The following is a 24987-nucleotide window of genomic DNA, read 5'->3' on the forward strand; positions in this document are numbered from 1 at the left end:
TGACTGACGTTCGATTGCGGCTACGTTCACGGCTTAGCTCAGCTGTCACAGCAGTACGGCTCAACTCGGCTGTCGCAGCAGTGCGGTCGAAGCAGTGCAGTCACGCGAAAGGCGTTCAGATGCTTTCCGGGAACGGTCGTCACCGTCGCCCCCGCCAGGCCCCCGCCGTGGTCGTCGCAGCCGGTGTGACCGGCTCCGCGCTCGCCCTGCCGCTGCTCGCCGCGACGAGCGCGAGCGCCACCGACGGCGCGCAGTGGGACCGGCTCGCCGAGTGCGAGAGCGGTGGGGTGTGGAGTGCGGACTTCGGCAACGGCTATTACGGCGGGCTGCAGTTCGACCAGGCGACCTGGGAGGAGTTCGGCGGACTCGCGTACGCGCCGAGCGCTGACCTGGCCAGCCGCTCCGAGCAGATAGCCGTCGCCGAGCAGGCACTTGCGGCGCGCGGCGACCAGGCGTGGGCCACGTGCGGGCCGATCGCCGGGCTCGGGCTGGGGGCGCAGAGTCCTGAGGCCCGGGATGTGCCCGGTGGCGGTGGCGAAGGGGCCGGTCGCGCAAGTTCCGGTGGCTCTGGTGACTCCGGGGCGGCTGCCGGGGCCGGTGAGTCCGGTACGTCGGGCGGCGCGGGCGCGTCCGACCGGTCCGACCGGTCCGACCGGCCCGACGAGGGGAGGCCGGAGGGCTCGGGTGAGCCGGGTGGCTCCGGCGGCGAAGGGGCGACGGACTCTGATGCCTTTGATCCCTCAGCCCCCTCAGGCCCCTCGGATCCCTCCACGCCCTTCGATCCCTTCGGTCCTTCCGGCTCTGTCGGCTCCTTGGACCCTTCTGCTCCCTCAGGCGCCGAGGACCTCCCCGGCGCCTCCGAGCCGTCCGAGCCGTCCGTGCCGGTCACGCCGTCTCTGCCCGGCTTCCCGCTGTACGGCATCGAGAGCGACTGGGGCTTCGACGCCCCTGGCGGTGGCGCCTCGGGAGGCCTGGACATTCCGGAGGACCTGCCCAATTCCGGCGCATCGGGCGGGGCTGGCGGATCCGGCGATTCCGGTGAGGCGGGCGCGACCGACGGTACCGGCGAGAGCGCCGAGCCGGGCAAGTCCCCCGAGGACCCGACCGCTTCCCCCGACGGCCCCGTTGACGCATCCGCCGGCGGTCGCCACCGCGGCGATCGCGCCGCCGACGACTCCGCCGACGCCGAGCGCACTTCCTCGGGCCGCCATGCCTCGTCCGGCGATGACTCCACCCGTGACGCGGGCGACAGTGGCGACGACGCCGCCGACGAAACGGACACCTCGGATACCGCGGGCGCTTCGGGTGGGTCGGACGCCACGGGCGCCAAGGACGCCACGTACATCGTGCGCCCCGGCGACACTCTCAGAACGATCGCCGACGAGCAGCAAGTCGAGGGTGGCTGGGCTTCCCTTTACGAGGGCAATCGCAAGGCCATCGGCGATGATCCGAATCTCATCGTGCCCGGTCAGGGCCTGCGCCTCGGCGGGAAGTGATGCCGTAACGGCGGTGCGGGCGCGGGTCAGTTCGGCCGTGAATGTCCGTAATAAAGGAGCTTCGGGGGAAGTGAGAGATGGGTCTCACGTCCCCCGATTCTCTTTGTCTTTCCGGGGTTTGCCTGTTTACGGTCGTGACCGCTCGCCACTGGTGGGCCCCGGTGACCGCACGCCGAATCCTGCCGGCGGTCGCACGGGAACAGTCGTCGCGTCATGCGCCGTAGGCAGGAGCGGGGGACCCAAGGTTTGCGCCGCGGGCGGCGGTTGAAAGACCGTCGGCCCGGCTTGGGGTGAAGTGTCCGATTTGATCGGGCACCGGGTACTCACTGCACCCGAACCCGACAGCTCACCTCGCAGGCGTCGGTGAGGGGAAACTCCATGCTGTTTTCGGGCAAAGGCACCGGCAAGCACCGTCGTCTGACCAAGGGCGAGAAGGCCGTCCGCGCCGTCACGCTGGCCGGTGCCGCGGGCGCCGTTGTCGCCGCACCGCTGATGGCCGCGGGCACCGCCTCCGCCGCCACCGCCTCCGAGTGGGACCAGGTCGCGCAGTGCGAGTCGGGCGGCAACTGGTCGATCAACACGGGCAACGGCTACTACGGCGGCCTCCAGTTCTCGGCCTCCACCTGGGCCGGTTACGGCGGCACGGCGTACGCGCCCACCGCCGACCAGGCCACCAAGAGCCAGCAGATAGCCATCGCCGAGAAGGTCCTCGCGGGCCAGGGCAAGGGCGCCTGGCCGAGCTGCGGCGTGGGCCTCTCCGGCGCCGCGTACAACGGCGGCGCCGCGGAGCAGCCCGCCCAGCAGCAGGCTCCGCAGCAGGAGGCCACCGAGGCCGCCTCGGCTGCCCCCGAGCAGGAGTCCGCCCCGAAGCCCGAGGCGAAGAAGACCGTCGAGACCCCGGCCGGCAAGAAGGTCGAGAAGGGTGACGGCGAGTACAAGGTGAAGACCGGCGACACCCTCTCGAAGATCGCCGAGGCGCACGACGTCGAGGGCGGCTGGCAGAAGCTGTTCGAGCTGAACGACGACATCATCGACGACGCCGACCTGATCTACCCCGGCCAGCAGCTCCACCTGAGCTGACCGGACCCGCCCCGGCGGATTCCCCCCTCGCACTCCCGCCCCGGCGGATTTCCCCCCGGCGGATTCCCCCATACTCCCGCCCCGGCGCGCTTCCCCCGTGCGCGCCGGGGCGGGTCTCTCTCGCCATTACTGGCCGGTAACGATTCTCCCGGGCGAGGTCGCCTGTCCCGTATTGCAGGCCTTCGGTCCAGTTTTCGTCCCAGGGGACGGGCGGTCGGCTGGCCGAAGGCTCCGGGGCGGTTAGGCTCTTGTCGCAAGGCCGAAGAAGCCCCTGCGCCACCGCGTCACATCTTGCGTCACATCCCAGAAGGAGATGCTCGTGCCGTCCATCGACGTCGTCGTAGCCCGGGAAATCCTGGACTCCCGAGGTAACCCCACGGTCGAGGTCGAGGTCGGCCTCGACGACGGCAGCACGGGTCGTGCTGCTGTTCCGTCCGGTGCCTCCACCGGTGCGTTCGAGGCTGTTGAGCTTCGCGACAAGGACGCCAACCGCTACCAGGGCAAGGGTGTCGAGAAGGCCGTTCTGGCCGTCATCGAGCAGCTCGGCCCGGAGCTCGTGGGCTACGACGCCACCGAGCAGCGCCTCATCGACCAGGCCATGATCGACCTGGACGCCACCGACAACAAGGGCTCGCTGGGCGCGAACGCCATCCTCGGTGTCTCGCTTGCCGTCGCCCACGCCGCCTCCGAGGCCAGCGACCTGCCGCTGTTCCGCTACCTGGGCGGCCCGAACGCGCACCTGCTGCCCGTTCCGATGATGAACATCCTCAACGGCGGTTCGCACGCCGACTCCAACGTGGACATCCAGGAGTTCATGATCGCCCCGATCGGCGCGGAGTCCTTCTCCGAGGCGCTGCGCTGGGGCACCGAGGTCTACCACACCCTCAAGTCCGTTCTGAAGAGCAAGGGCCTGGCCACCGGCCTCGGGGACGAGGGCGGCTTCGCCCCGAACCTGGACTCCAACCGCGAGGCCCTCGACCTGATCGTCGAGGCCATCAAGCAGGCCGGTTACATCCCCGGCCAGCAGATCGCGCTCGCGCTCGACGTCGCCGCCTCCGAGTTCTACAAGGACGGCAAGTACCAGTTCGAGGGCAAGGCCCTGTCGGCCGCCGAGATGACCGCGTACTACGAGGAGCTCGTCTCCGCGTACCCGCTCGTGTCCATCGAGGACCCGCTGTTCGAGGACGACTGGGCGGGCTGGAAGGTCCTCACCGACAAGCTGGGCGACAAGGTCCAGATCGTCGGCGACGACTTCTTCGTCACCAACCCGGAGCGCCTGGCCCGCGGCATCGAGGAGGGCTCCGCGAACGCCCTCCTGGTCAAGGTGAACCAGATCGGTTCGCTCACCGAGACCCTCGAGGCCGTCTCGCTCGCGCAGTCCAACGGCTACAAGTGCATGATGTCCCACCGCTCCGGCGAGACCGAGGACGTCACCATCGCCGACCTGGCCGTCGCCACCAACTGCGGCCAGATCAAGACCGGCGCCCCGGCCCGCTCCGAGCGCGTCGCCAAGTACAACCAGCTGCTGCGCATCGAGGAGATCCTCGACGACGCCGCGGTGTACGCCGGACGCAGCGCGTTCCCGCGGTTCAAGGGCTGAGCACCCTGATCGAGGGCTGAGCACCTCGCTTGAGGGCTGAGTCCAAGGGCTCGGCGGTCCCGCCGAACGGCAGCGGCTGAGCCAGTCGTACGTACGTCCCCGTACCCGGTCCCGTACCGTGTGCGGGGACGTACGCGCGTAGGGGAGGCGAGGGCATGGGAGCGACGAGGGAACGGGACCGGTTCTCCACCACCACCCGGATCCGGCTGCTCGGCGAGCAGACCGCGGCCCGCGTCTACCGTTCGCAGACCCGCCGCCAAGCCCGCCGCTCCCGGCTCACCGGCCGCGCGGCGCTGCTCGCGCTCGTGCTCTGCTCGCTGATCGTGGCGCTCGCGTATCCGATACGGCAGTACGTGGCCCAGCGCGCCGACATCGCCGAGCAGCAGCGGCTCCTCGAGGAGGAGCGGGCCGAGACCGAGCGGCTGCGGGACGAGAAGGCCCGCTGGCAGGATCCGGCCTATGTCGAGCGGCAGGCCCGCGAGCGGCTGCACATGGTGAAGCCGGGCGAGAAGGGCTTTATGGCGGCCGATCCCTCCGCGGACCGTGAGCCCCGTACGCGCTCCGAGCCGACCGCCGACCGCGCCTGGTACGTGAATCTTTTCGACGGCGTCGACACCATGGACCAGGCAGGCCGCCGCGGCAAGGACTGACCCACTCCTCCTCCACCACCACCGTTCGCTGCACTCACCTCACCTCACCTCACCCCACCCCGCCCCCTCTCCCTCTCACCCTTCACTGGAAAGACCAGGCATGGAAACCCCGCCGCCCTCCACCCCGCGCACCGAGCCCACCGACGCCGATGTCGAGGCCTTCAAGCAGCAGCTCGGCCGTCCGCCGCGCGGGCTGCGGGCCATCGCGCACCGCTGCCCCTGCGGTCAGCCGGACGTGGTCGAGACCGCGCCCCGGCTGCCCGACGGCACGCCCTTCCCGACGCTGTACTACCTGACGTGCCCGAAGGCCGCATCGGCCATCGGCACGCTGGAGGCGAACGGCGTGATGAAGGAGATGACCGAGCGCCTGAAGACGGACCCCGAGCTCGCCGCCGCCTACCGCCGCGCGCACGAGGACTACATCCGGCGCCGCGACGAGATCGAGGTGCTTCAGGGCTTCCCGTCGGCGGGCGGCATGCCGGACCGCGTGAAGTGCCTGCACGTCCTGGTCGGCCACTCGCTCGCGGCCGGTCCCGGCGTCAACCCGCTCGGCGACGAGGCGCTCGCGATGCTGCCGGAGTGGTGGCGCAAGGGCGCGTGCGTCACGGTTTCCGAGGAGGTGGGCCAGTGACCCGGGTTGCCGCCATCGACTGCGGTACGAACTCGATCCGCCTTCTGGTCGCCGATGTCGACCCGACGTCGGGCCGGCTCACCGATCTGGACCGGCGGATGACGATCGTCCGCCTGGGCCAGGGCGTGGACCGCACGGGCCGTCTCGCGCCCGAGGCGCTGGAGCGTACGTTCGCCGCCTGCCGCGCGTACGCGGATGTCATCGAGGAGCTGGGTGCCGAGAAGCTCCGCTTCGTGGCGACCTCCGCCTCCCGCGACGCCGAGAACCGGGACGACTTCGTACGGGGCGTCGTGGACATCCTGGGCGTGGAGCCCGAGGTGATCACCGGGGAGCAGGAGGCGGCGTTCTCGTTCACGGGCGCCACCGCCGAGCTCCAGCTCGGCGGCGCGCACCCCCAGCACTGCCTCGTCGTGGATGTCGGCGGCGGCTCCACGGAGTTCGTGCTCGGCGGCGAGCGGGTGGAGGCGGCGCGCAGCGTCGACATCGGCTGCGTCCGGCTGACCGAGCGGCACCAGCTGACCGGTGAGCCGCTCACCGAGGAGCAGATCGCGGCCGTACGGGCCGATATCGACAAGGCGCTGGACGAGGCGGCCGAGACGGTTCCGCTGACCGAGGCGCACACGCTGGTCGGCCTGGCGGGCACGGTGACGACGCTGGCGGGGATCGCGCTCGGCCTGCCGGAGTACGACTCGGCGGCGATCCACCGTTCCGTTCTCTCGTACGAGCAGGTCAGGACGGTCACCCACCGCCTGATCCACGCCACGCACGACGAGCGCGCGGCGATCGGGGTGATGCATCCGGGCCGGGTGGACGTGATCTGCGCGGGTGCCCTGATCGTGCTGGCGATCATGGAGCGGACGGGTGCGCGGGAGCTGCTGGTCTCCGAGCACGACATCCTCGACGGGATCGCCTTCTCGGTGGCGTAAGCCGGCATCGATGGTTTCGGGTGCCTTGGAATCCATGGCAGCGGGCCGGAATGACTCACTCCGGCCCGCGGGCCGCGGAAACTTCGTGAAGTTCTTCACAAGGAAATGGCGCCCTGCGGGTGAAGGGGGCGCCCCGACAACCCGAATCGGGGACGCCGGGACTGCTCGCCCGTCGATTCCCTCGCCTCGTCCGCTCGTCCCGGCGGGCCGCGCACGGCCGGTGGTCCAGCCCGTGAACGCTCGGGAAACCCAGCTCAAGCGGGGTGAACAACGTTCTCCCGCCGCTCATGGTTCCCTTGAACAGTCATGACCTGCGTCACGCGGGCGGCGAAGTGTAGCAGAGCCCTTGGGTAACCTTGTGAAGGGGCGCACGAGCGACCCCCGCCACCCGGGTGGATACTCGATGGCATGAGCACCACGGAGCGTCCCAGGATCCTCGTAGTAGGTGGCGGGTACGTAGGCCTGTACGCAGCCCGGCGCATCCTCAAGAAGATGCGCTACGGCGAGGCGACCGTCACGGTCGTCGACCCGCGGTCGTACATGACGTACCAGCCCTTCCTCCCCGAAGCCGCCGCCGGCAGCATCTCGCCCCGGCACGTCGTCGTCCCGCTGCGACGCGTGCTGCCCAAGGCAGAGGTCCTCACCGGCCGCGTCACCACCATCGACCAGGACCGCAAGGTCGCCTCCATCGCCCCGCTGGTCGGCGAGGCGTACGAGCTGCCCTTCGACTACCTGGTGATCGCGCTCGGCGCCGTCTCCCGCACCTTCCCGATCCCCGGCCTCGCCGAGCAGGGCATCGGCATGAAGGGCATCGAGGAGGCCATCGGCCTGCGCAACCACGTCCTCGAACAGCTCGACAAGGCCGACTCCACCAAGGACGAGGAGGTCCGCCGCAAGGCGCTGACCTTCGTCTTCGTCGGTGGCGGCTTCGCCGGCGCCGAGACGATCGGCGAGGTCGAGGACATGGCCCGCGACGCGGCCAAGTACTACAACAACGTCTCGCGTGACGACATGCGCTTCGTGCTCGTCGACGCCGCCGACAAGATCCTTCCCGAGGTCGGCCCCAAGCTCGGCCAGTACGGCAAGGAGCACCTGGAAGGCCGTGGCATCGAGGTCTACCTCTCGACGTCCATGGACTCCTGCGTCGACGGCCACGTCGTCCTCAAGAACGGCCTCGAGGTCGACTCCAACACGATCGTGTGGACCGCGGGCGTCAAGCCCAACCCGGCGCTTCAGCGCTTCGGTTTGCCGCTCGGCCCGCGCGGCCACGTCGACACCCAGACCACCCTCCAGGTCCAGGGCAGCGACTACATCTGGGCCGCGGGCGACAACGCCCAGGTCCCGGACGTCGTCGGCCGCAACGCCGGCAACGAGAACGCCTGGTGCCCGCCGAACGCCCAGCACGCGCTGCGGCAGGCGAAGATCCTCGGCGACAACGTCATCTCCGGCATGCGGGGCTTCCCGCAGAAGGAGTACAAGCACGCCAACAAGGGTGCGGTGGCGGGCCTCGGCCTCCACAAGGGCGTCGCGATGATCGTCATGGGCAAGATGAAGATCAAGCTCAAGGGCCGTCTCGCCTGGTACATGCACCGCGCGTACCACGGCATGGCGATGCCGACGTTCAACCGCAAGATCCGCGTCTTCGCGGACTGGACGCTCGCGATGTTCCTCAAGCGCGAGGTCGTCTCGCTCGGCGCCCTGGAGGCCCCGCGCGAGGAGTTCTTCGAGGCGGCCCGGCCCGCCCCGGTGGCCCCGCCGGCCGCGGAGAAGTCCGCCGAGCCGAAGGCCGCCGAGAAGGCCAAGGCCTCGTAGGCACCGCAACACGCCCGAAGGGGCCGCCCGCCATCCGTGGTGCGGGCGGCCCCTTCGGGCTTTCTGCGGTGTGTACGGGCGCGGGCGCTGCCGTGTGTACGGGCGCCCGGACACCTCCGCCTCCTAGTTCCGTACGCGGTGCCGCCTCGCGTACGACCAGGTCACCGCGGTGAGTAGCACGGGGATGGCGAGCAGCGGCGTGAAGGCGAGAGCCCAGACGGTCTGTGCCGTGCCGTCCGCCAGATACGTCCGGCTCTCCACGGTGAGGGCGACCACGAGCTGCCCGAGCGCGAGCAGGACGAGCACCCCGGAGGCGGTCCAGGACAGCCGCGCGAGGACCGCCGGGCGCAGCGGCCGCCACCGCTCGCTGACCAGCAGCAGCGGGAACAGGGCGGCGAGTTCGGCGAGGACGGAGAGGCCGACGACGTACGCGATGCCCCAGCCCGGGATGCCGTAGACCTCGCGCAGCACCTGCTCGCTGTAGCCGACGTACACACCCGAGGCCATGGCGATGCGCCACAGGCCCGAGGGCACCGCGCACAGCGCGATGGCGTGCGCGGCGCGGCGCGCCCAGACGGGGGCGGGCGTGGGCAGCGGTCCGGGCGGCGGTGTGGACAGGAGCGCGGACTGGGATGCGGGGAGGGGTGCGTTCGCCGAGGTCATGGCTTTCATGCTGCTCGGGGCGGGGCCGCCGGGCGTCGTCCGTGGCGGCGGACCGCCTCCGCCTCATGGGGGAGACGGCGTGCTCCGAAGGAGGATCCGGGCCGAAGACCGCCCCCTCGGGCTTGAAATCGACGCCCCTGGTGTTTACGTGAAGGAGGGACCACTCCGAGCCAGGGAAGGTGATCCACCATGCCGGATGCCGCGCAGCGGCTGACCAGACTTGCCGAGCAGCTCCTGGGAGCCCGGCTCCCGCTTCGGCTGCGGGCCTGGGACGGCAGCGAGTACGGCCCCCCGAACACCCCTGTCCTTGTCATCCGCCACCGCCGTGCCCTGCGCCGCATCCTGTTCCGGCCCGGCGAACTGGGCCTCGCCCGCGCCTGGGTCGCCGGTGAGCTCGACGTCGAAGGCGACCTGTACGAGGCGCTCGGCGCGATCGCCGGCCTCGTATGGGAGCGGGACGACCTGCCGGGCCCGTCGCTGCGCGATCCCGTCACCCGCGCCGCCGTCCGTGAACTCCTCCGCCTCGCGGGCCCGTTCCCGCCGCCGCCCCCGCCGCGCGAGGAGGTGCGCCGCCGCACCGGCGCCCTGCACACGAAGATCCGCGACCGCCAGGCCATCAGCCACCACTACGACGTCGGCAACGACTTCTACGAGCTGGTGCTCGGCCCGTCGATGGTCTACTCGTGCGCGTACTGGCCGGAGCCGGAGCCGGAGCCGGAGCCGGAGCCGGAGCCGGGGACGCGGGCGGAGCCGGGGACGCGGGCGGAGCCGGGGGCGCAGGCGAAGACGGGCGGGCCGCCGGTCACCGCGGAGGACACCGGCACCCTGGAGTCCGCCCAGCGCGACAAACTCGAACTCGTCGCCCGCAAACTGGCCCTCGCGCCCGGCATGCGCCTCCTCGACGTCGGCTGCGGCTGGGGCTCGATGGCGATCCACGCCGCCCGCGAGCACGGCGTGCGGGTCGTCGGCATCACCCTCTCGCGCGAACAGGCCGCGTACGCGCGCAAACGCATCGCCGACGAGGGCCTGACCGGCCAGATCGAGATCCGGGTCCAGGACTACCGTGACGTGACCGACGGCCCGTACGACGCGATCTCCTCGATCGGTATGGCCGAACACGTCGGCTCCGCCCGCTACTCGGAGTACGCCCGCACCCTGCACGGTCTCCTGGCGCCCGGCGGCCGCCTCCTCAACCACCAGATCGCCCGCCGCCCCCAGGAGGACGAATCGGCGTACAGCCTCAGCGACTTCATCGACGCGTACGTCTTCCCCGACGGCGAACTCGCCCCGCTCGGCCGCACCGTCACGGACCTCGAAGCGGCCGGTTTCGAGGTCCGCGATGTGCAGACCCTGCGCGAGCACTACGCCCTGACCCTGCGTGCGTGGGTCGCGAACCTGGAGGCGGACTGGTCGGCCGCGGTCCGCCTCGCCTCCCCGGGCCGCGCCCGCGTCTGGCGCCTCTACATGGCGGCCAGCGCCCTCGCCTTCGAACGCAACCGCATCGGCGTCAACCAGGTCCTCGCCACCCGAACCCCCACCTCCGGCACCTCCGGCCTGCCCCTGCGCCCCCGCACCTGGTCGGGCTGAGGCGGCCACCCGCACCCCCAGCCGGGCCCTGGGCGCGAAGTACAACGCGGCCGGGGCCCGGTTCGTACGGAAGCAGCTCACGTCACGAGCAGCCTCAGCCCGAGATCGACCGCATCGGACGTGACCAGTCCGGCGTTCCGCTCGGCCCACCGTCCGGAGGCGAGATCCTCGCCGAGACCGCGGACCGCCCGCTCCTCGGCGGCCGCCCCGACCTTCGTCCACACCGACGCCGCCCGGCGCACCCGCTCGTCCAGATACGCCTGCGGCCGCCGCCAGTACGCCTCGAACAGCCCGTCGGCGCAGTCCCACGGAACCGGCACCGGCTCGGCACGCGCCCCGATCGCCTCCGCCATCACGCCGAGCGAAGGAAAACCCGCGAGCACGCCGGCGAACTCGGGCAGATAGTCCCGCGTCAGCCAGAACCGGTCCTCCCACCCCGCCTCATCCGTATCGAACGTCAGCACCACCACCCGGCGCGCGACCCGCCGCATCTCCCGCAGCCCCGCGACCGGATCCGCCCAGTGGTGCACGGTCGAGACGGCCATCGCCACATCGAAGGACCGGTCCTCGAAGGGCAGCCGCTCCGCCGCGGCGGCCACGCACGGCGCCGCACCAGCGGGCCGCTGTCCCCGCATCACCTCCGAAGGCTCCACCGCCGTCACCTCACGGCCCACCGGCTCGTACGAACCGGTACCGGCCCCGACGTTCAGCACGGTCCGCGCATCCCCGAGCGCGTCCCAGATCTGCTCCGCGATCCGCGGTTCGGTTCGCCGCGTCGCCGTGTACGCGCCGCCGATCTCGTCGTAGAGCCGCGCTCCGCTCAGCACTTCGAGCTGCTTCTCCGGCGTCACCCGTACCCCTCTCGCCCGCACTGCCAACTCCTGATCGATGGCCGCCACCATGTCGTCGGCCCGATCGCGCCGCTCGACCAACAGCCCACGCAGCCGCCGCAGATGAGCCATGGCATCGACGGCCGGATCATTGACCAGCTCCGCGACCTCCCGCAGCCCGAACCCCAGCCGCCGGTACGCCAACACCTCACGCAGCCGCTCCACGTCACCCGCCGAATAGGCCCGGTACCCGGCGCCGGTCCGCGCCGACGGACACACGAGCCCGATCCGGTCGTAGTGATGCAACGTCCGCACACTCACCCCGGCCAGCCCGGCCACCCGCCCCACAGTCCAGTGCTCTTCCACGCCCCCGACTATCGGCCCTGACGCCACGTAAGGGTCAAGCCCCGACGGCCACGCTCAGGACCCCCGGGTGGCGGAGGACCGAAGAGGCACGACTTCCTCACATCGCGCCGAGAGGCAGCTGGCATAGTGAGTTCCTGGCCGAGGTGCGAAGAAACGGGGGCTATCAGGTCATGGCATGGGGCGAGGAGTGGGCACAGCTGAAGGCCGACGCCTTGGCGAGACAGCAAGGCGGGATGCAGCTCAACGGGGTTCCGGACAGCGGCAGTGGCCCTGGAGGGACCGGCGGCTGGGGCATCGATGCCACCAAGGATCTCGTCGTTCGCGATGACGAGCTGGGTCGGCTCGGCAATCTCGCCTTCGACTTGCGCGAGCGGCTGAGCAAGGACGCCGACCACGCCCGCCCGAGCACCTTCAGAGCGGCCATCACCCTCCAGAACGAAGGGCTCGAAACGGGCCCGGCGCTCACCGAGCTGCACGACGCCTGGAACTCACAGGCCAGGACCCTCCTCGACGCCTGCGCGCACGTCTCCAACCACCTGGACTTCACACGCTCCCAGCACGCCAAGGACGAGGACGACATCGCCACATCGATCCAGGCCTCCGTCATCAGCGGATACATCAAGTAGGCGTGTGAGCGGGGAGAATTGTGCTGAACGTACCGGAGCTGCTGAACCTGCGGCTGGCCGATCTGAAGACCGCGGTCGACGACTGGGACGACATGGTGGCCAAACTGCGCCGCCTCGCGACGGGCCAGGGCGAGGGCGTGAGCGCCACCGAGCTCAGCGACAAGACGCGGCGTGCCGACTGGAGCGGTGTCAACGCCACCGTGAACAAGAAGTTCGTCCTCAAGACGGCTGGGGAGTTCAACGATGCCGTCACCGCCGCCACCAGTGTCCACGCGGTGCTGCGGGATGCGCACTCCGCGTTTCTGCGTCACAAGGACGAGCTGAACCTCGCCATCGCGGACGCCACCAAGCGCGGCATCTACATCAACGACAAGGGCGGTGCGGTGCCGCCGTCGGCCCCACCCGGAGTCGCCGGTGAGAAGGCCCGGGAGAACTTCCCGACGGAAGGGGAGCTCCTGCAGGCGGAGAACACCGTCACCCGGATCCTGCGCGAAGCCGACGACACCGACAGGGTGACGGCTCGGGCGTTGCGTGCGCTGGCCAAGAACAAGCATGACTTCACCGACAAGGAAGTGACGGGGCTCAAGGGGGCCGACAAGAGCCAGGGCGCCGCCGACGCCAAGTACTGGACGGACAAAATCACCAGGGGCGGAGTCGAGGACTGGAGCGACGATGAGCTCCGGCGCTTCCAGGAAACCCTCGCCATCCAGCACGACAACCCGGAGTTCGCCGAGGTCTTCGCCACCGGCATGGGCGCGGACGGGATGCTCGACTTCTGGGGCGACCTCACGGTCCCCGGCAACGGCAGGTCGACGCCGTACGAGGGCGAGCGCGCCGAACTCCTCGGCAGGATCCAGGAAAATCTGAGCCTGTCACTTGCCACGGCGACGCATGTCGACAGTGAGGCGATGGATACGTGGAAGAAGGAGGTCATCGCCGCCGGGGGCAAGCAGTTCGGCAACGACACCGGTGTCATCGGCAAGGCGTACGGCTACCAGGTCATGAGCAGCCTCATGGTCAAGGGCGAGTTCGAGTCCGGCTTCCTCCGGGACTACGGGAACAGCGTTCGTGAGTTCGAGGAGACGAGGGGATACGGCGAACCCGCAGGCACGTGGGGCAACCCGGGCATCGGCGCACCGTTCGACTACACGGGCAAGGAGCCCGTACCCGCCAGCGATCCCATGTCCGGCTACCTGAGAGCCGTATCCCACAACCCCGACTTCGCCACGGAGCTCTTCAACGACGACAGCTGGGCCGACTACCTCCTGTCGGAACGCGAGTTCTACGACGAGGACGCCCCCCGCGGCAGGGGCGACGGGACGACCCAGTCCCGCGACTCCCTGGGCAAGGCGATGCTGGCAGCCGGCACGGGCCTGAACCCGGATGTCCCGCACTTCGTGGATTCTTACGAGCACACGGAGGGGCAGGACAGCGCGTTCAGGGGAATCATGGAACGACTCGCCGAGCAGAAGAACGACTTCCCGCCGGAACTGCGCGATGACATGGCCGCACTCCTCGCAAACCATGGCGCCACGGTTCATGAGTCCATGAGTGCCCTGGATGCTACTGATGCCGATCTCGACTACCAGAGCCTGGTTCAGGTTTCCAAGCAGGTCTCCAGAGACCAGGATGCTTATGGGATCCTGATGGAGGGTGTCAATCATGCGATAATCGCCGACATTCACGCAGGAACTGATGGAGACCCCAGGGAGAACGCCAAGGAGGAACTCGTCAAAGCGGGGCGGACGGTGGGATTCATGGAAGCTGTCCGGTATCAAGCCATTGACACGGACAAAGAGGATCCGTCCTGGAGTGCGAAGTGGGCGTATCACGGATACGGCGGCATCGCGAATTTCATACCGGTAGTAGGGGACGCCGTGCAGCGCGGGGTGGATGCGGGAGCCTACGCCTGGCAACTCAACGAGCAGGAACGTATCGATGAGGGTATCGCCGTCGACAAAGGTGAGGTTTCTGAGGTTCGGCAGCGCTATCTGAAGGCGCTTGGAGACGAGTGGTCTAAAGTAAACCCTGACCATGACCTGTCCGTCCCCAATGACGCGGACCTGCGTCAGCATGAAGTGAACGTAGCGGCATCCCTGGGCAATGGCCTGGCGAATCGCTATTCGCAGAAGTGAGTCATGGAATTGAAGCGAAACGGGTTTATTGCGCTGCTGGCCGGAGTCCTGGCTGTGAGCCTCGCTGGGTGTGCCGAGTCGCGATCGTATGCGATCCCTGACGAGGTTTGCGGACGTGACATGCCGAGCTCTGAACTTGCCGCACTCCTGCCTTCAGGTGAAAACTTCAAGGCCGAATTGGTGATTGATGACGAGGTGAATTCAGCATGTCAGATGCGAGTGGACGGCTCACTGAAAGTCTCACTCACCGAGTATCGTGATCAGAACCGAATCGATGTCATGGGGCAGATCGCTGAGCTGCATCCGGGGGGGCGGCCCATGAGATCGGAGGTCGGCTACGAAACGGCAACGGCGGAAAATGCGCTGACTTCCATGAATCCGTGCCGGAGCGGCAAGTTCTATACTCTGCATCTGGTCCTTTCGGGTGCCGATTCGGACCATAGGGAAGCGCTCGAAGAGTTCGCCGATTCGTATATTCCTGTCGGCCTGAAGAGCATGGGCTGTGTGAAGTAGGCGGTGATCGGGTGGCGGCGGTCAGGCCTCGCACTCGAACCACACCGTCTTGCCCGCCCCCGACCGCCGCGCGCCCCAGCGGTCGGTGACCGCCTCGACCAGGTGGAGGCCGCGGCCTCCCTCGGCCAGCGGGTTCTCCTCGCACGGGAGGTGCGGCAGGCACGGTGAGGTGTCCGTGACCTCGACGCGTACGCCTGCCGGCCGCCGCAGGATGCGGACCGTGCAGCGGCGGTCCCGTACGTGGTGGACGACGTTCGCGGCCAGTTCGGTGAGGGCCAGGCAGGACGCGTCGGCGAGGTGCGGCATGCCCCACGCGTACAGGTGGGCGCGCAGGATGCGGCGCAGGTGTACCGCCGAGTGCTCGCTCAGGGTGAGACACAGGCGGTACGAGGGGGCGGCTCCGGTGTCCTCAAGTGGCGCCGAGGAGAGGTCAGTTGCGCGAATCATGTACGCAGCGTGGCCGCCGACCGTTACCCTCGGCTACGGGTTGAACGTAACCCGTCACTCCGTGCGGTCTCTGGGGGCACCATGACCAACATCCGTGACCTTGACCCCGGGGCTTCCGCCCTGGACTACTACGGCTCCGAACTGCGTCGCCTGCGGGAGGCGGCGGGCCTGAAGCAGGTGGAGCTGGGTGCGACGGTCTTCGTGACCGCCTCGCTCATCGGCCAGATCGAAACGGCGCGCAAGGTCCCGACGCGTGAACTGTCGGAACGGCTCGACGCCGCGCTCATGACGGGTGGCGTGTTCTCGCGGTTGGTGGGCCTGGTCCTGCGCAGCCAGCTGCCCAACTGGTTCCAGCCGTACGCGGAGTTGGAGGCTCGGGCCGCGTACATCTCCACGTACCAGGCGCAGCTGGTGTACGGCCTGCTGCAGACAGAGGAGTACGCGCGGGCGGTTCTGGGTGTACGCGATGAGGGTGGCCTCGATGCCAAGGTGGCCGCCCGGCTGGAACGGCAGCGCATCCTGGAGCGCGAGGAGCCGCCGTTGGTTTGGGTGGTGCTGAGCGAGGCGGTGCTGCATCAGGAGATCGGCGGCCGGAAGGTGATGCGGAGTCAACTCGGCCGGTTGTTGGATCTGCATGACCGGGAGTGGCTGAAGATTCAGATTCTGCCGTTTGAGGCGGGGGCGCATGCAGGGTTGCCGGGCACATTTACCCATATGCGCTTCGACGCCGACCCCGACATCATTTACACCGAGGACTTTGTCCAGGGGCACATGACCGCCAACCCGCAAGCCGTCAGGGAGGGTTCGCTCCGTTACGATCACCTGCAGGCCACTGCCCTCTCGGTGGAGGGCTCGGCGGTACGGATCGCCCGCGTGATGGAGGAGCGTTATGGCAACCCACCCGAACCTGACGAGGGCGGCATGGCGTAAGTCCTCGTACAGCAGCGACACCGGCGGCGAGTGTGTGGAGTGCGCTCCCCTCGGCGCTGCCACCTGGCGGAAGTCGACCTACAGCGGCGACACGGGCGGCGAGTGCGTAGAGGTCGCAGACCTCACCCCTCACATCGCCGTCCGCGACTCCAAGGACCCCGCCCGCGGCGCCTTCCTCCTCACCCCGGAGGCCTTCTCCGCGTTCGTGGACGCGGCCAAGGCGGCGGACCCCAGCTGGGACTGACGCCCTCCCCAGGGTGTACCCCGGCGCATTACGCTGAGGAAAGTGCGGCTTCCCGGAGGTCGAGTTCGGGAAGCCGCACGTTTCCTGTGCTGCCTGGTTCCGCCGGCGGCCGTCAGCCGCTCAGTGAGCGGTCCGCGTCAGCACTTGCGCAGTCCGTCGAAGCCGGACCACGGGTTCGGACGCTCGTGGTGCCACTGCTCGCCGGGGCGGATCGTGAAACAGTCACTGTCGCGGCCGTAGGACCAGACGAACTTGATCGTATACGAGCCCGAGCAACTACTCTTCGCATACGCGTAGTTGCTCGTGGTCCAGGACCGTACGCAGCTCGGCGGGGCGGCGAGCGTGCCGAAGTCGCTGTCCGGGGCGGTCGCGTCGGGGGCGGGGAGGGAACCCCGGGCGGGCGTATCCGCCGCGCCGGCGGTCGGTGCCGCGCCCATGGCGCCTACACCGAGAGCTATCACGGCCCCGGCGACGACCGTGCATCTTCTTCTTCTCCTCTTCTTCTTTCTTCCGCTTCGCAAATCCTTCTCCTCTCTGGAGTCAACTGGTCTGGCGCGGCCAGGCTATGTGTGGCTGTCCGCTCCTGAACAGGGGGATGATTTCAGTCAGTTGACGGTGAGGTTCCGTTAAGCGGACGCGCCGGATGGTGATCCGGTTTCACTTGCGACGGGTAGGGACACGGCTCCTGAACTGTGCGGGTGCGATGCGACCCCGGGGGTTCCGGTGCCGCGCGCGAGGGCTAAGCGGAATGTGAAGTTCGTGTGTTTGGCCGCGCAGGCCGGTGACGCAGATCACATTCACGGGGTGAACCGGCGGGGCGGTCCGATCCGACGAAGGGGTGTGAGCCGGATGGCAGGGGAGGAGTCCACGGATGCCGAGTTGTTGGCTGCGCTGCGCGATCGCGATCGCACAGCATTCAATTATCTGTACCTCCGTTACGCGCCGTGGCTCATCGCGCGGCTGCGGTACCGGGTCGCGGACCCCGCCCAACTGGACGACATCGTCCAGGAATCGTTTCTCGCGGTGTGGCGCGGCTGCGTCGACGGCCGCCAGCCAGAGGTGCAGGACTTCGCCGGCTGGCTCTGGCGGATCGCCTCTCGCCGGACCGCCGATGCGGCCCGGACCCGGGCCGCGCAGAACCGGCTGTGGCGGCTTCTCGCCGGTCTGCGGATCACGCCGTGGCAGTCCGCGGAGGAACAGGTGCTCGACGAGGGCGGGTTCGGCGGCGTGTACGCCGCGCTCGACCGGCTGACCCCGGACCTGCGCGCGGTGGTGCAGGCGACGGTGCTCGACGGGCTGACCACCCAGCAGGCCGCGGAGCTGCTCGACGTGCCCGCCGGCACGGTCAAGACCCGGGCCATGCGGGCCCGCAGACGGCTGCGGGAGGAACTGGCCCGCGCGGAGGAGAACGGAAGCGGCGGAAGCGGCTCAAGCGGTGGAAGAGGCTCAAGCGGTGGAAGAGGGAGGCAGGAAGCGTGAACGGACGACAGGGCGAGGAACGGCATCACATCACCCCGGACACCCTGCGCCGCTACGCGCGGGGCAGCCTCCCGCCCGCCGCACTGCGGCACGTCGAACCGCACCTCGACACCTGCGGCTTCTGCCGGGACGCACTCCTGCGGGCCACCGATCCCGAAGCCCTCCACCGGGTGTGGCAGCGCATCGACCACGAAGCCGACGTGCCCGTGCCGGGCCCGATCGAGCGGGGCCTGCTCGCCCTGCGCGTCCCGGACCACATGGCACGCCTCCTGTCGGCCACGCCCGCCCTGCGGACCACCTGGCTCATCGGCGTACTCCTGACCCTGCTGTTCACCGCGCTGACCGCACGGCTCGTGGAACCCGACGCGCAGTCCCCGTTCACGTATCTCGCGGCGGCCCCGCTGCTGCCCGCGCTCGGGGTGGCGGTCTCGTCGAGCAGGCGCTGCGATCCCGCGTACGAGATCGGGCAGGTCGCCGCGCCCAGCGCGTTCCATCCGGTACTGCTGCGGGCGAGCGCCGTCCTCGCCAGCAGCGCGGCGCTCGCGGCGCTCGCCTCCCTCGTCCTGCCGCGGCCCGGCCTCGCCGCCTTCGGCTGGCTGCTGCCGATGTGCCTGCTGACCGTGGTGAGTCTGCTGCTCCTGCCCCGGTTCGGCCCCGTCGCCGCGCCCGCGGCCGCGGGCGGCGCCTGGCTGGGCGTCATGGCGCTCACCCACCGCTCCGAGGTGCTCTCCACCGCCGCCGGACAGACCGTCCTCGCGGCGCTGCTGCTCGTGGCGCTTCCCGCCCTGGTGTCCGTGCGGGCGAGCTTCGACTTCCAGAAGGGAATCAGCGCGTGACTTACGAGAGCTCCGTGCAGAGCGCCGGTACCGGTGCCGGGCGCGAAGAACCCACGGTACGCGTGGACGAACTCACCGTGCGCTATCGCCGGACCATCGCCCTCGACACCGTGAACCTCCGGCTCGGCAAGGGCGTCACGGGGCTGCTCGGCCCCAACGGCGCGGGCAAGACCACTCTGCTGCGCGCCCTCGCCACCGTCCTCGCGCCCACCGAGGGCCGCATCCGGGTCCTCGGCCTGGACCCGCTCGCCCCGCGCCCGCGCCAGGAGATCCGCCGCCGGATGGGCTACCTGCCGCAGGCACCCGGCTTCCACCGGCACTTCACCGCCTTCGAGTTCGTCGACTACGTCGCCATCCTCAAGGAGCACACCGTCCGCGCGGCACGCCACGACGAGGTGCGCCGGGTGCTCGACGCGGTCGGCCTCGGCGACGTACGCGGCAAGAAACTCAAATCCCTGTCCGGCGGCATGCGCCAGCGCGTCGCCCTCGCCTCCGCGCTGATCGGCGACCCGGACCTGCTGATCCTCGACGAACCGACCGTCGGCCTCGATCCCGAGCAGCGGCTGCGCTTCCGCGAACTCGTCGCCGACCTCGGCGAAGGCCGCACCGTACTGCTCTCCACCCACCAGACCGAGGACGTCAGCGCCCTGTGCCGACGCGTCATCGTCCTCGCCGCCGGTCGCGTACGCCACGACGGGACCCCGCCCGAACTCGGCGAACTCGCCCGCGGACACGTCTGGTTCAGCGCGGAACGCGATCCGCGCGCGGTGGCGGGATGGCGTACGGGCACGGGGCGGTTCCGCAACATCGGTACGCCGCCCAACGGGGCCGAGCTCGCCGAACCCACCCTCGAAGACGGCTACCTGCTGCTCAACTCCGCGGCGGAAGGCGGGATGACACGATGAGCCGGGATGACGCGATGGGCACGGTCGACCGGTCGGAGCGTGGTGTCCAGGCAGGTCCGGGTGCGGGCGGCCGGGGGACCGGTGCGGATGCCTCCGCGGCACCCGGCCGCCCTGACCCCGACCTCGGTTCCGACCTCGGTTCCGACCTCGGCCCTGGAGCCGGAGCCGGACCCGGACCCGGAGCCGGACCCGGCCCCGGGCGTGTGGCCGGAGTACGGGCGCTCGCGATGGCGGAGGGATGGCGGTTGCTGCGGCACCCCGTGTTCCTCGGTTCACTGCTCCTCTGCGTCGCCCTGTGGATCCACGCCACCGTCGTATCCGGCAGCACCGGCTTCCCCGTACTCCACGACGAGGACCGCCACCTGCAGAACCAGCTGCTGCTCCCGGCCGCCGGCACCTTCCTCGCCGTACACCTGGCGATGGTGCGGACGGCCCGCGACGGCACCGAGGACTGGTTCCTGAGCCTCGTCCTGCTGCCGTGGCAGCGCGCGGCGGCACTGCTGCTCGCCGTCCTCCCGGCGGTGCTGCTCACCGCCGCGCTCGCCGCGGGCCGCATGCTGTGGCTGGCCGCGCAGCCCGGAGCCGCGGGCAGCCCCTCGCCCGCCGAAGTCGCCACCGGACCGGTGGTCGTGCTCGTGGCGGGCGTGCTCGCCGTGCTGCTCGGACTCGTCAGCCGCTCGGTGGCCGCGGGGCCCATCGCCCTCGCCCTCCTCGCGATCAGCACCGTCATCGGCGCGCTCTTCCCCTTCGAGTCCTGGCGCTGGTGGGGCCTCGTCGCCGCCGAGGACGAACTGCACGCCGCCTTGCCCGCCGGCCTGCTGCACCGGCCCGCCGGCCAGCACCTCCTCTACCTCCTGCTGCTCGGCACCGCCTGCGCCGCGACGGCGGTCCTACGGGCCGGGCTCAAGCACCCGCTCGTACGAGTCATCCTCGCGGCAGGGCTTGCCGGAGCCGTCCTCATCGGGGCCTGGCACACCCGCCCCGCACCGGACAGCCTCGCCACGGCGCGGCAGCAGGCGCTCGAAGCACCGGCGGCGCAGCAGCAGTGCCGGGAGGCAGAGGTGCTGACCTCCTGCTTCTTCCCGGAGTTCGCGGACCGGGCCCCGCAGTGGGAGCAGGTCGCCGAAGGCATCCTGCGATGGGTGCCGCGGCAGGCGCGGGAACCGCACTACACCGTGCGCCAGCACATCACCCCGGTATCCGAGTCCAGCCTCGGCCAGTCCACCGCGCCCCTCGAAGCCTGGGCCGCGGACGACCGGCGGGCCGAAACCCCCGGCGCCATCGCGGTCGGCACGGCCTGGGGCGAAGGATCCGACCTCGCCCACGACACGGTGAGCGGCCTCGCCACCGCCTTCGCCGCACGCGTCGTCACCGGCGAACCCGCCCGCCCGGGGCCGCAGGACGCACTGCTGTGCGGCGGCCGGAGCGTACTGACCCTGTGGCTCGCGGCCCAGGCCACCGAGCACACCGCCGCGGCGATGCGCTCGCGGGCCGAGCGCAGCTTCGGCGGCCTCATCGGCTTCGGCAACGTCACGACCGTCGAATCCGAACGCACCGACCTCGACCTGGCGCTCCGCCTCCTGAACCTCCCGGCCGAGGAGGTGGGCGCACGCGCGAAGACCCACTGGACGAAACTCACCTCCCCCACCACGACCTCGACCGAGGCCACCCGCCTCCTGGGCCTCGACATCCCCGAACAGCCTTACCCGGCCGACTCGTTGTGCGGGTCGAGGTGAGCGGCGGCGAAGGCGGGCGGGGAGCCCGGAAGGAGGTGGCACCGGCCCTCCGTTCGCGACCGGAAGCCGACGGCCGTCCGGGCCCGGAAGCCGACGGCCGTCCGGGCCCGGAACCCTGCCGCCCGTCCCGCTCCGCATCTCGCTCCGCATCTCGCTCCGCATCTCGCTCCGCATCCCGCTCCGCATCCCGCTCGGCCGCGCTGGCCCGCCACGAGATCCGGGCCGCCCGCACCCTCCCCGCCCTGTGCGCGGCGGCCCTGGCCACCACGGTCTGCGCGGTACCCGCCATGGCGGGCCCCGACCTGGACCCGGCCGCGGCGGCGGTCCTCCTGCACATCGCCGCGGCTCTGACAGCCCTGGGCGTGGCCTTCACTCTCGACGACCCCGCCGGCGCGACCACGACGGTATGCCCCACACCGTGGTGGCTGCGCCGGACACTGCGCCTGGCCGCGGTGCTCCCCGTCCTCGCCGCCTTCTGGGGGCTCGACCTCCTCCTCGTACGCCATGCGCTACCGCCGGAACTGCGTGCGGCCCTCCCCGCCGGCGACCTGTCGGTGGAGGCCCTGGCCCTGATGCTGCTCGCCCTCACCCTCGGCCTCCTCGGCCTGCGCCTCACCGAGGGGCAGGGCGGCGGGCCGGTCGCGGCCGCCGGGCTGCTCGTTCTGGTGGTGGCCGTGACATCGCTGCCTCAGGAGGCCACGTTCTTCACGACACCCGAGGACACGACGCACTGGGACAGCGCGGCCGACCGCTGGCGCCTGACCGCAGTGGCCTGCCTGAGCGCCGCAGCGCTGCTTCTGCCATGTGCGCCGGGGCGCCGCCGCTGAACCGGCGGCGGGCGCGAAGAGGGTCCGGTTCCCCGTCATGGAGAACCGGACCCTCACCGGCGTACCGGAGCGGACCTCACTCCGCCTTGATCGCCTCCAGCATGTTCAGCTTCGCCGCCCGCCGGGCCGGCCACAGGGCCGCCAGGATGCCGACCACGCCGGCCAGGGCAAGGAAGATGCCCATACGGGTCCAGGGGATGACCAGGGTGTAGGTGGAGAGCAGGGATCGGAGGAGTTCGCCGGTTGCCCAGCCGAAGAAGACGCCGAGGGTGATGCCGAGGACGCCGCCGAAGAGGGAGATCACCACCGATTCCAGGCGGACCATCCGCTTGATGCCGGAGCGGTCGAGGCCGATCGCGCGGAGCATGCCGATCTCCTGGCGGCGTTCGAAGACCGACATGGCGAGGGTGTTGATCACGCCGATGACGGCGACCAGGACGGCCATCGCCAGCAGGCCGTAGAGCATGTTCAGGACCATGGTGAACATGCCGCCGATGGCCTTGGAGATGTCCTCCTTGTCATCGACGGAGATCGCCGGGTTCTGGCCGAGCGCCTTGACCAGCTTGTCCTTGGTCGCCGCCGAGGCGCCGTCCGAGGTCTTGAGCATGATCTGGGAGTCGGACGGAGTCTTCACGTGCGGGGTGAGGACGGAGGTGTCGACCATCAGGCCCTTGATCATCTCGTTGCCCTCGTAGACACCGACGATCTTGAGCTTGCCGCGCTCGCCGTCCTCGTAGACCGCTTCGATGCTCTGGCCGTGCTTCCAGCCGTACGCCTCGGCAGTCTCGGTGTCGACGACCGCGCTGTCGCCGGTCAGCTGGTTCCAGCCGCCCGCCTCGAAGTCCAGCTGGACGAGTTCGGAGATGGTGCTGCCGTTGACGCCGAAGAGCTGGTCCGCGCGTGAGCCGCCGTCCGTGGTGAACACCTTGGCGGGCGACTGTCGCAGCGGTGAGGTCGCCGTGACGCCGTCCGTCTTCGCGAGAGTCTTCTCGACCTCGGGGGAGAGCGGGGCGCCGTTGGCCATCGAGACCACGTAGTCGGTGCGCAGCGCCTCGGTGGCCATCTTGTCGATGGACTTCTGCAGGGTGCCCGCGATGACCGTGATGCCGGTGAGCAGGGTCAGGCCGATCATCAGCGCGGAGGCGGTCGCGGCCGTACGGCGCGGGTTGCGGACCGCATTCTGCCGGGACAGCTTGCCGGAGACGCCGAAGGCCTTCAGGAGCGGCGCGGCAAGTCCGATGACCGGGCGGGAGAGCAGCGGGGTGAGGATGAAGACGCCGATGACGAGGAGCGCGGCGCCCAGGCCCATCGGCAGCTTGGCGTCGGAGGCGGCCATGGTGCGCCCGTACAGTACGGCGGCGATACCGAGGCCGCTGAAGGCGGCGCCGATGGTGTTGCGGACCACCAGGCCCTTGGCGGTGGGCGTGGCGTGCAGTGCGTTCATCGCGGCGACCGGCGGGATCTTCGCGGCGCGGCGGCCCGGCAGATAGGCCGAGAGCATCGTGACGACGATGCCGACGGCGAAGGCGGAGATCACGGTGGCCGGGGCGATGACGGTCGGGCCGTCGGGCAGCCCGACGTTCGTACCGAGGAAGGCGCGCAGGCCGACGCCGATGCCGATACCGGCGGCGAGACCGACGACCGCGGCGACCAGGCCGACGAAGAAGGCCTCCACGAGCACGGAACGCGTGACCTGCCTGCGGCTCGCGCCCACCGCGCGCATCAGCGCGATCTCCCTGGAGCGCTGGGCGACCAGCATGGTGAAGGTGTTGGCGATGATGAAGATGCCGACGAACAGCGCGATCCCGGCGAAGACCAGCATGAACGTCTTGATGCCGGCGGTCCCCTCGTCGATCGCCTTCTCCTCGTCGGCGATCAGCCGGTCCGCGGTGTCCAGGTCCGCCGTCTTCGGCACGGAGGCGGCGAGCGCGTCGCGCAGCTCGGCCTGGCCGGTGCCCGGGGCGGCGGTGACGAGGATCCGGTCGTACTCGCCGGGCGCGGCGAACTGCTGCTGCGCGGTGGCGTTGTCGAAGGCGACGAGGGTGCCGCCCGCGGAGACCGAGCCGTTGTCGTCGGCGTCGAAGATGCCCACGATCCTCGGGGTGATCACCGGGCCGTCGACGGAGAGCCGTACGGTGTCGCCGACCTTGTATCCGGCGCGTTCGGCGGTCTTCGAGTCGAGCGCGATCTCGCCGCTGTTCCTCGGTCCGCGGCCCGATTCCATCGGGTAGCGGCTGTCCTCGCCACCCTTGCCCGGCAGGTAGTTGGTGCCGGTCGACGCCCAGCCGTCGCCGACCAGCTTCCCCTTCTTGTCTGCGACGGCGGTGTAACCGGAGACGGAGGCGGTCGCGGACGCGACGCCGCTCGTGCTTTCGACCTTGTCGAGCAGCTCCTGCGTCAGCTTCGGCGCCTGACCGGGCTTGCCCTCCGCGTTGTTGCGGCCCTCCCTGGGCGTGATGACGACGTCGATGTCCTGGTAGTTGGTCGACGCGTTGTTCTTGATGGCTTTCGAGACCGAGTCGGTGAAGACCAGGGTGCCGGAGACGAAGGACACGCCGAGCATGACGGCGAGCACGGTCATCAGCAACCGGGCCTTGTGCGCGAGCACGTTGCGCAAGGCGGTACGGAACATGGTGTGAAGTCCTGTGTGTTTGTACGGAGTCGGTTG

23 protein-coding genes and 1 riboswitch are annotated in these 24987 nt (G+C 70.1%); of the genes, 18 read left to right on the plus strand and 5 right to left on the minus strand.

Going from position 1 to position 24987, the window contains the following annotated elements:
• The first annotated feature begins 167 nt into the window (after positions 1 to 167).
• The 7 genes from ACLF6P_RS23080 (at position 168) to ACLF6P_RS23110 (ending at position 8195) form a co-directional block, all read left to right on the plus strand.
• Positions 168 to 1496 carry a transglycosylase family protein gene (locus ACLF6P_RS23080; protein WP_415952558.1) on the plus strand — a complete coding sequence of 443 codons (1329 nt, stop codon included), beginning with the start codon at positions 168 to 170 and terminating at the stop codon, positions 1494 to 1496.
• 206 nt (positions 1497 to 1702) lie between these two features.
• Positions 1703 to 1871, plus strand: a riboswitch (cyclic di-AMP (ydaO/yuaA leader).
• Between the two features lie 3 nt (positions 1872 to 1874).
• The gene (locus tag ACLF6P_RS23085; RefSeq protein WP_415952559.1) at positions 1875 to 2576 is read left to right on the plus strand and encodes a transglycosylase family protein; all 702 of its coding nucleotides are present in this window, start codon (positions 1875 to 1877) and stop codon (positions 2574 to 2576) included.
• 313 nt (positions 2577 to 2889) lie between these two features.
• The gene (eno, locus tag ACLF6P_RS23090) at positions 2890 to 4176 is read left to right on the plus strand and encodes a phosphopyruvate hydratase (RefSeq protein ID WP_415952560.1); all 1287 of its coding nucleotides are present in this window, start codon (positions 2890 to 2892) and stop codon (positions 4174 to 4176) included.
• Positions 4177 to 4331: 155 nt separating this feature from the next.
• Positions 4332 to 4826 carry an FtsB family cell division protein gene (locus ACLF6P_RS23095; RefSeq protein ID WP_415952561.1) on the plus strand — a complete coding sequence of 165 codons (495 nt, stop codon included), beginning with the start codon at positions 4332 to 4334 and terminating at the stop codon, positions 4824 to 4826.
• Between the two features lie 100 nt (positions 4827 to 4926).
• Complete coding sequence (locus ACLF6P_RS23100; protein ID WP_415952562.1) at positions 4927 to 5457, plus strand: DUF501 domain-containing protein; 531 nt, start codon at positions 4927 to 4929, stop codon at positions 5455 to 5457.
• Positions 5454 to 6383 carry a Ppx/GppA phosphatase family protein gene (locus tag ACLF6P_RS23105; RefSeq protein ID WP_415952563.1) on the plus strand — a complete coding sequence of 310 codons (930 nt, stop codon included), beginning with the start codon at positions 5454 to 5456 and terminating at the stop codon, positions 6381 to 6383. Before ACLF6P_RS23100 ends, ACLF6P_RS23105 begins: the two co-directional genes overlap by 4 nt.
• Positions 6384 to 6791: 408 nt before the next feature.
• Positions 6792 to 8195, plus strand: coding sequence for an NAD(P)/FAD-dependent oxidoreductase (locus tag ACLF6P_RS23110; protein WP_415952564.1), 1404 nt, complete (start codon positions 6792 to 6794; stop codon positions 8193 to 8195).
• Positions 8196 to 8318: 123 nt separating this feature from the next.
• Here ACLF6P_RS23110 and ACLF6P_RS23115 read toward each other — a convergent pair whose 3' ends face one another.
• Complete coding sequence (locus ACLF6P_RS23115; protein ID WP_415952565.1) at positions 8319 to 8858, minus strand: hypothetical protein; 540 nt, start codon at positions 8856 to 8858, stop codon at positions 8319 to 8321.
• A gap of 189 nt (positions 8859 to 9047) precedes the next feature.
• Between ACLF6P_RS23115 and ACLF6P_RS23120 the strand changes: the two genes are divergently transcribed.
• Positions 9048 to 10445, plus strand: a complete 1398-nt coding sequence (locus ACLF6P_RS23120) for a class I SAM-dependent methyltransferase (RefSeq protein ID WP_415952566.1) — start codon at positions 9048 to 9050, stop codon at positions 10443 to 10445.
• Positions 10446 to 10522: 77 nt separating this feature from the next.
• On the opposite strand, the gene ACLF6P_RS23125 is transcribed toward ACLF6P_RS23120, so the two are convergent.
• Positions 10523 to 11623: a MerR family transcriptional regulator gene (locus ACLF6P_RS23125; RefSeq protein WP_415952667.1), complete on the minus strand. Its 1101-nt coding sequence runs from the start codon at positions 11621 to 11623 to the stop codon at positions 10523 to 10525.
• Positions 11624 to 11784: 161 nt separating this feature from the next.
• Between ACLF6P_RS23125 and ACLF6P_RS23130 the strand changes: the two genes are divergently transcribed.
• Genes ACLF6P_RS23130 through ACLF6P_RS23140 form a run of 3 tightly spaced genes read left to right on the plus strand, consistent with a single transcriptional unit; the run spans position 11785 to position 14915 of the window.
• The gene (locus ACLF6P_RS23130) at positions 11785 to 12267 is read left to right on the plus strand and encodes a hypothetical protein (RefSeq protein WP_415952567.1); all 483 of its coding nucleotides are present in this window, start codon (positions 11785 to 11787) and stop codon (positions 12265 to 12267) included.
• A gap of 20 nt (positions 12268 to 12287) precedes the next feature.
• On the plus strand, positions 12288 to 14402 hold the full coding sequence (locus ACLF6P_RS23135) for a hypothetical protein (RefSeq protein ID WP_415952568.1): 2115 nt from the start codon (positions 12288 to 12290) through the stop codon (positions 14400 to 14402).
• A 3-nt stretch (positions 14403 to 14405) separates the two neighbouring features.
• Complete coding sequence (locus ACLF6P_RS23140) at positions 14406 to 14915, plus strand: hypothetical protein (RefSeq protein ID WP_415952569.1); 510 nt, start codon at positions 14406 to 14408, stop codon at positions 14913 to 14915.
• A gap of 21 nt (positions 14916 to 14936) precedes the next feature.
• On the opposite strand, the gene ACLF6P_RS23145 is transcribed toward ACLF6P_RS23140, so the two are convergent.
• Positions 14937 to 15362 (minus strand): ATP-binding protein, encoded by a 426-nt coding sequence (locus ACLF6P_RS23145; RefSeq protein ID WP_415952570.1) that lies wholly within the window; start codon positions 15360 to 15362, stop codon positions 14937 to 14939.
• Between the two features lie 81 nt (positions 15363 to 15443).
• Between ACLF6P_RS23145 and ACLF6P_RS23150 the strand changes: the two genes are divergently transcribed.
• Together ACLF6P_RS23150 and ACLF6P_RS23155 are read left to right on the plus strand one after the other, a co-directional pair.
• Positions 15444 to 16292 carry a helix-turn-helix domain-containing protein gene (locus ACLF6P_RS23150; protein WP_415952571.1) on the plus strand — a complete coding sequence of 283 codons (849 nt, stop codon included), beginning with the start codon at positions 15444 to 15446 and terminating at the stop codon, positions 16290 to 16292.
• Positions 16252 to 16536: a DUF397 domain-containing protein gene (locus ACLF6P_RS23155; RefSeq protein ID WP_415952572.1), complete on the plus strand. Its 285-nt coding sequence runs from the start codon at positions 16252 to 16254 to the stop codon at positions 16534 to 16536. Before ACLF6P_RS23150 ends, ACLF6P_RS23155 begins: the two co-directional genes overlap by 41 nt.
• A gap of 137 nt (positions 16537 to 16673) precedes the next feature.
• Here the strand turns inward: ACLF6P_RS23155 and ACLF6P_RS23160 are convergent, their stop codons facing one another.
• Positions 16674 to 16973: a hypothetical protein gene (locus ACLF6P_RS23160; RefSeq protein WP_415952573.1), complete on the minus strand. Its 300-nt coding sequence runs from the start codon at positions 16971 to 16973 to the stop codon at positions 16674 to 16676.
• Positions 16974 to 17385: 412 nt separating this feature from the next.
• Here ACLF6P_RS23160 and ACLF6P_RS23165 point away from each other — a divergent pair, with 412 nt between their 5' ends.
• The 5 genes from ACLF6P_RS23165 to ACLF6P_RS23185 are packed head-to-tail and all read left to right on the plus strand — an operon-like array spanning position 17386 to position 22319.
• Positions 17386 to 18015, plus strand: a complete 630-nt coding sequence (locus ACLF6P_RS23165) for an RNA polymerase sigma factor (protein ID WP_415952574.1) — start codon at positions 17386 to 17388, stop codon at positions 18013 to 18015.
• On the plus strand, positions 18012 to 18851 hold the full coding sequence (locus tag ACLF6P_RS23170; protein ID WP_415952575.1) for a cupin domain-containing protein: 840 nt from the start codon (positions 18012 to 18014) through the stop codon (positions 18849 to 18851). Before ACLF6P_RS23165 ends, ACLF6P_RS23170 begins: the two co-directional genes overlap by 4 nt.
• A gap of 14 nt (positions 18852 to 18865) precedes the next feature.
• A complete protein-coding gene (locus ACLF6P_RS23175) occupies positions 18866 to 19756 on the plus strand; it encodes an ABC transporter ATP-binding protein (RefSeq protein ID WP_415952669.1) in 891 nt (296 codons plus the stop codon).
• Positions 19753 to 21492, plus strand: a complete 1740-nt coding sequence (locus ACLF6P_RS23180; RefSeq protein WP_415952576.1) for an ABC transporter permease — start codon at positions 19753 to 19755, stop codon at positions 21490 to 21492. The genes ACLF6P_RS23175 and ACLF6P_RS23180 overlap by 4 nt, the downstream gene beginning before the upstream one ends.
• A 35-nt stretch (positions 21493 to 21527) precedes the next feature.
• Positions 21528 to 22319: a hypothetical protein gene (locus ACLF6P_RS23185; protein WP_415952577.1), complete on the plus strand. Its 792-nt coding sequence runs from the start codon at positions 21528 to 21530 to the stop codon at positions 22317 to 22319.
• A gap of 76 nt (positions 22320 to 22395) precedes the next feature.
• On the opposite strand, the gene ACLF6P_RS23190 is transcribed toward ACLF6P_RS23185, so the two are convergent.
• Positions 22396 to 24951 (minus strand): ABC transporter permease, encoded by a 2556-nt coding sequence (locus ACLF6P_RS23190; protein ID WP_415952578.1) that lies wholly within the window; start codon positions 24949 to 24951, stop codon positions 22396 to 22398.
• Positions 24952 to 24987: the final 36 nt, after the last annotated feature.

It is taken from the genome of Streptomyces lothianensis (assembly GCF_047779955.1).
Classification (GTDB): domain Bacteria; phylum Actinomycetota; class Actinomycetes; order Streptomycetales; family Streptomycetaceae; genus Streptomyces.

Coding starts and splice junctions, on each gene's coding strand:
- ACLF6P_RS23085 (WP_415952559.1), top strand. CDS start 1,875: ATGCTGTTTTCGGGCAAAGGCACCGGCAAGCACCGTCGTCTGACCAAG.
- eno (WP_415952560.1), top strand. CDS start 2,890: ATGCTCGTGCCGTCCATCGACGTCGTCGTAGCCCGGGAAATCCTGGAC.
- ACLF6P_RS23095 (WP_415952561.1), top strand. CDS start 4,332: ATGGGAGCGACGAGGGAACGGGACCGGTTCTCCACCACCACCCGGATC.
- ACLF6P_RS23100 (WP_415952562.1), top strand. CDS start 4,927: ATGGAAACCCCGCCGCCCTCCACCCCGCGCACCGAGCCCACCGACGCC.
- ACLF6P_RS23110 (WP_415952564.1), top strand. CDS start 6,792: ATGAGCACCACGGAGCGTCCCAGGATCCTCGTAGTAGGTGGCGGGTAC.
- ACLF6P_RS23115 (WP_415952565.1), bottom strand. CDS start 8,858: ATGACCTCGGCGAACGCACCCCTCCCCGCATCCCAGTCCGCGCTCCTG.
- ACLF6P_RS23120 (WP_415952566.1), top strand. CDS start 9,048: ATGCCGGATGCCGCGCAGCGGCTGACCAGACTTGCCGAGCAGCTCCTG.
- ACLF6P_RS23140 (WP_415952569.1), top strand. CDS start 14,406: ATGGAATTGAAGCGAAACGGGTTTATTGCGCTGCTGGCCGGAGTCCTG.
- ACLF6P_RS23145 (WP_415952570.1), bottom strand. CDS start 15,362: ATGATTCGCGCAACTGACCTCTCCTCGGCGCCACTTGAGGACACCGGA.
- ACLF6P_RS23150 (WP_415952571.1), top strand. CDS start 15,444: ATGACCAACATCCGTGACCTTGACCCCGGGGCTTCCGCCCTGGACTAC.
- ACLF6P_RS23155 (WP_415952572.1), top strand. CDS start 16,252: ATGGCAACCCACCCGAACCTGACGAGGGCGGCATGGCGTAAGTCCTCG.
- ACLF6P_RS23160 (WP_415952573.1), bottom strand. CDS start 16,973: ATGGGCGCGGCACCGACCGCCGGCGCGGCGGATACGCCCGCCCGGGGT.
- ACLF6P_RS23165 (WP_415952574.1), top strand. CDS start 17,386: ATGGCAGGGGAGGAGTCCACGGATGCCGAGTTGTTGGCTGCGCTGCGC.
- ACLF6P_RS23180 (WP_415952576.1), top strand. CDS start 19,753: ATGAGCCGGGATGACGCGATGGGCACGGTCGACCGGTCGGAGCGTGGT.
- ACLF6P_RS23190 (WP_415952578.1), bottom strand. CDS start 24,951: ATGTTCCGTACCGCCTTGCGCAACGTGCTCGCGCACAAGGCCCGGTTG.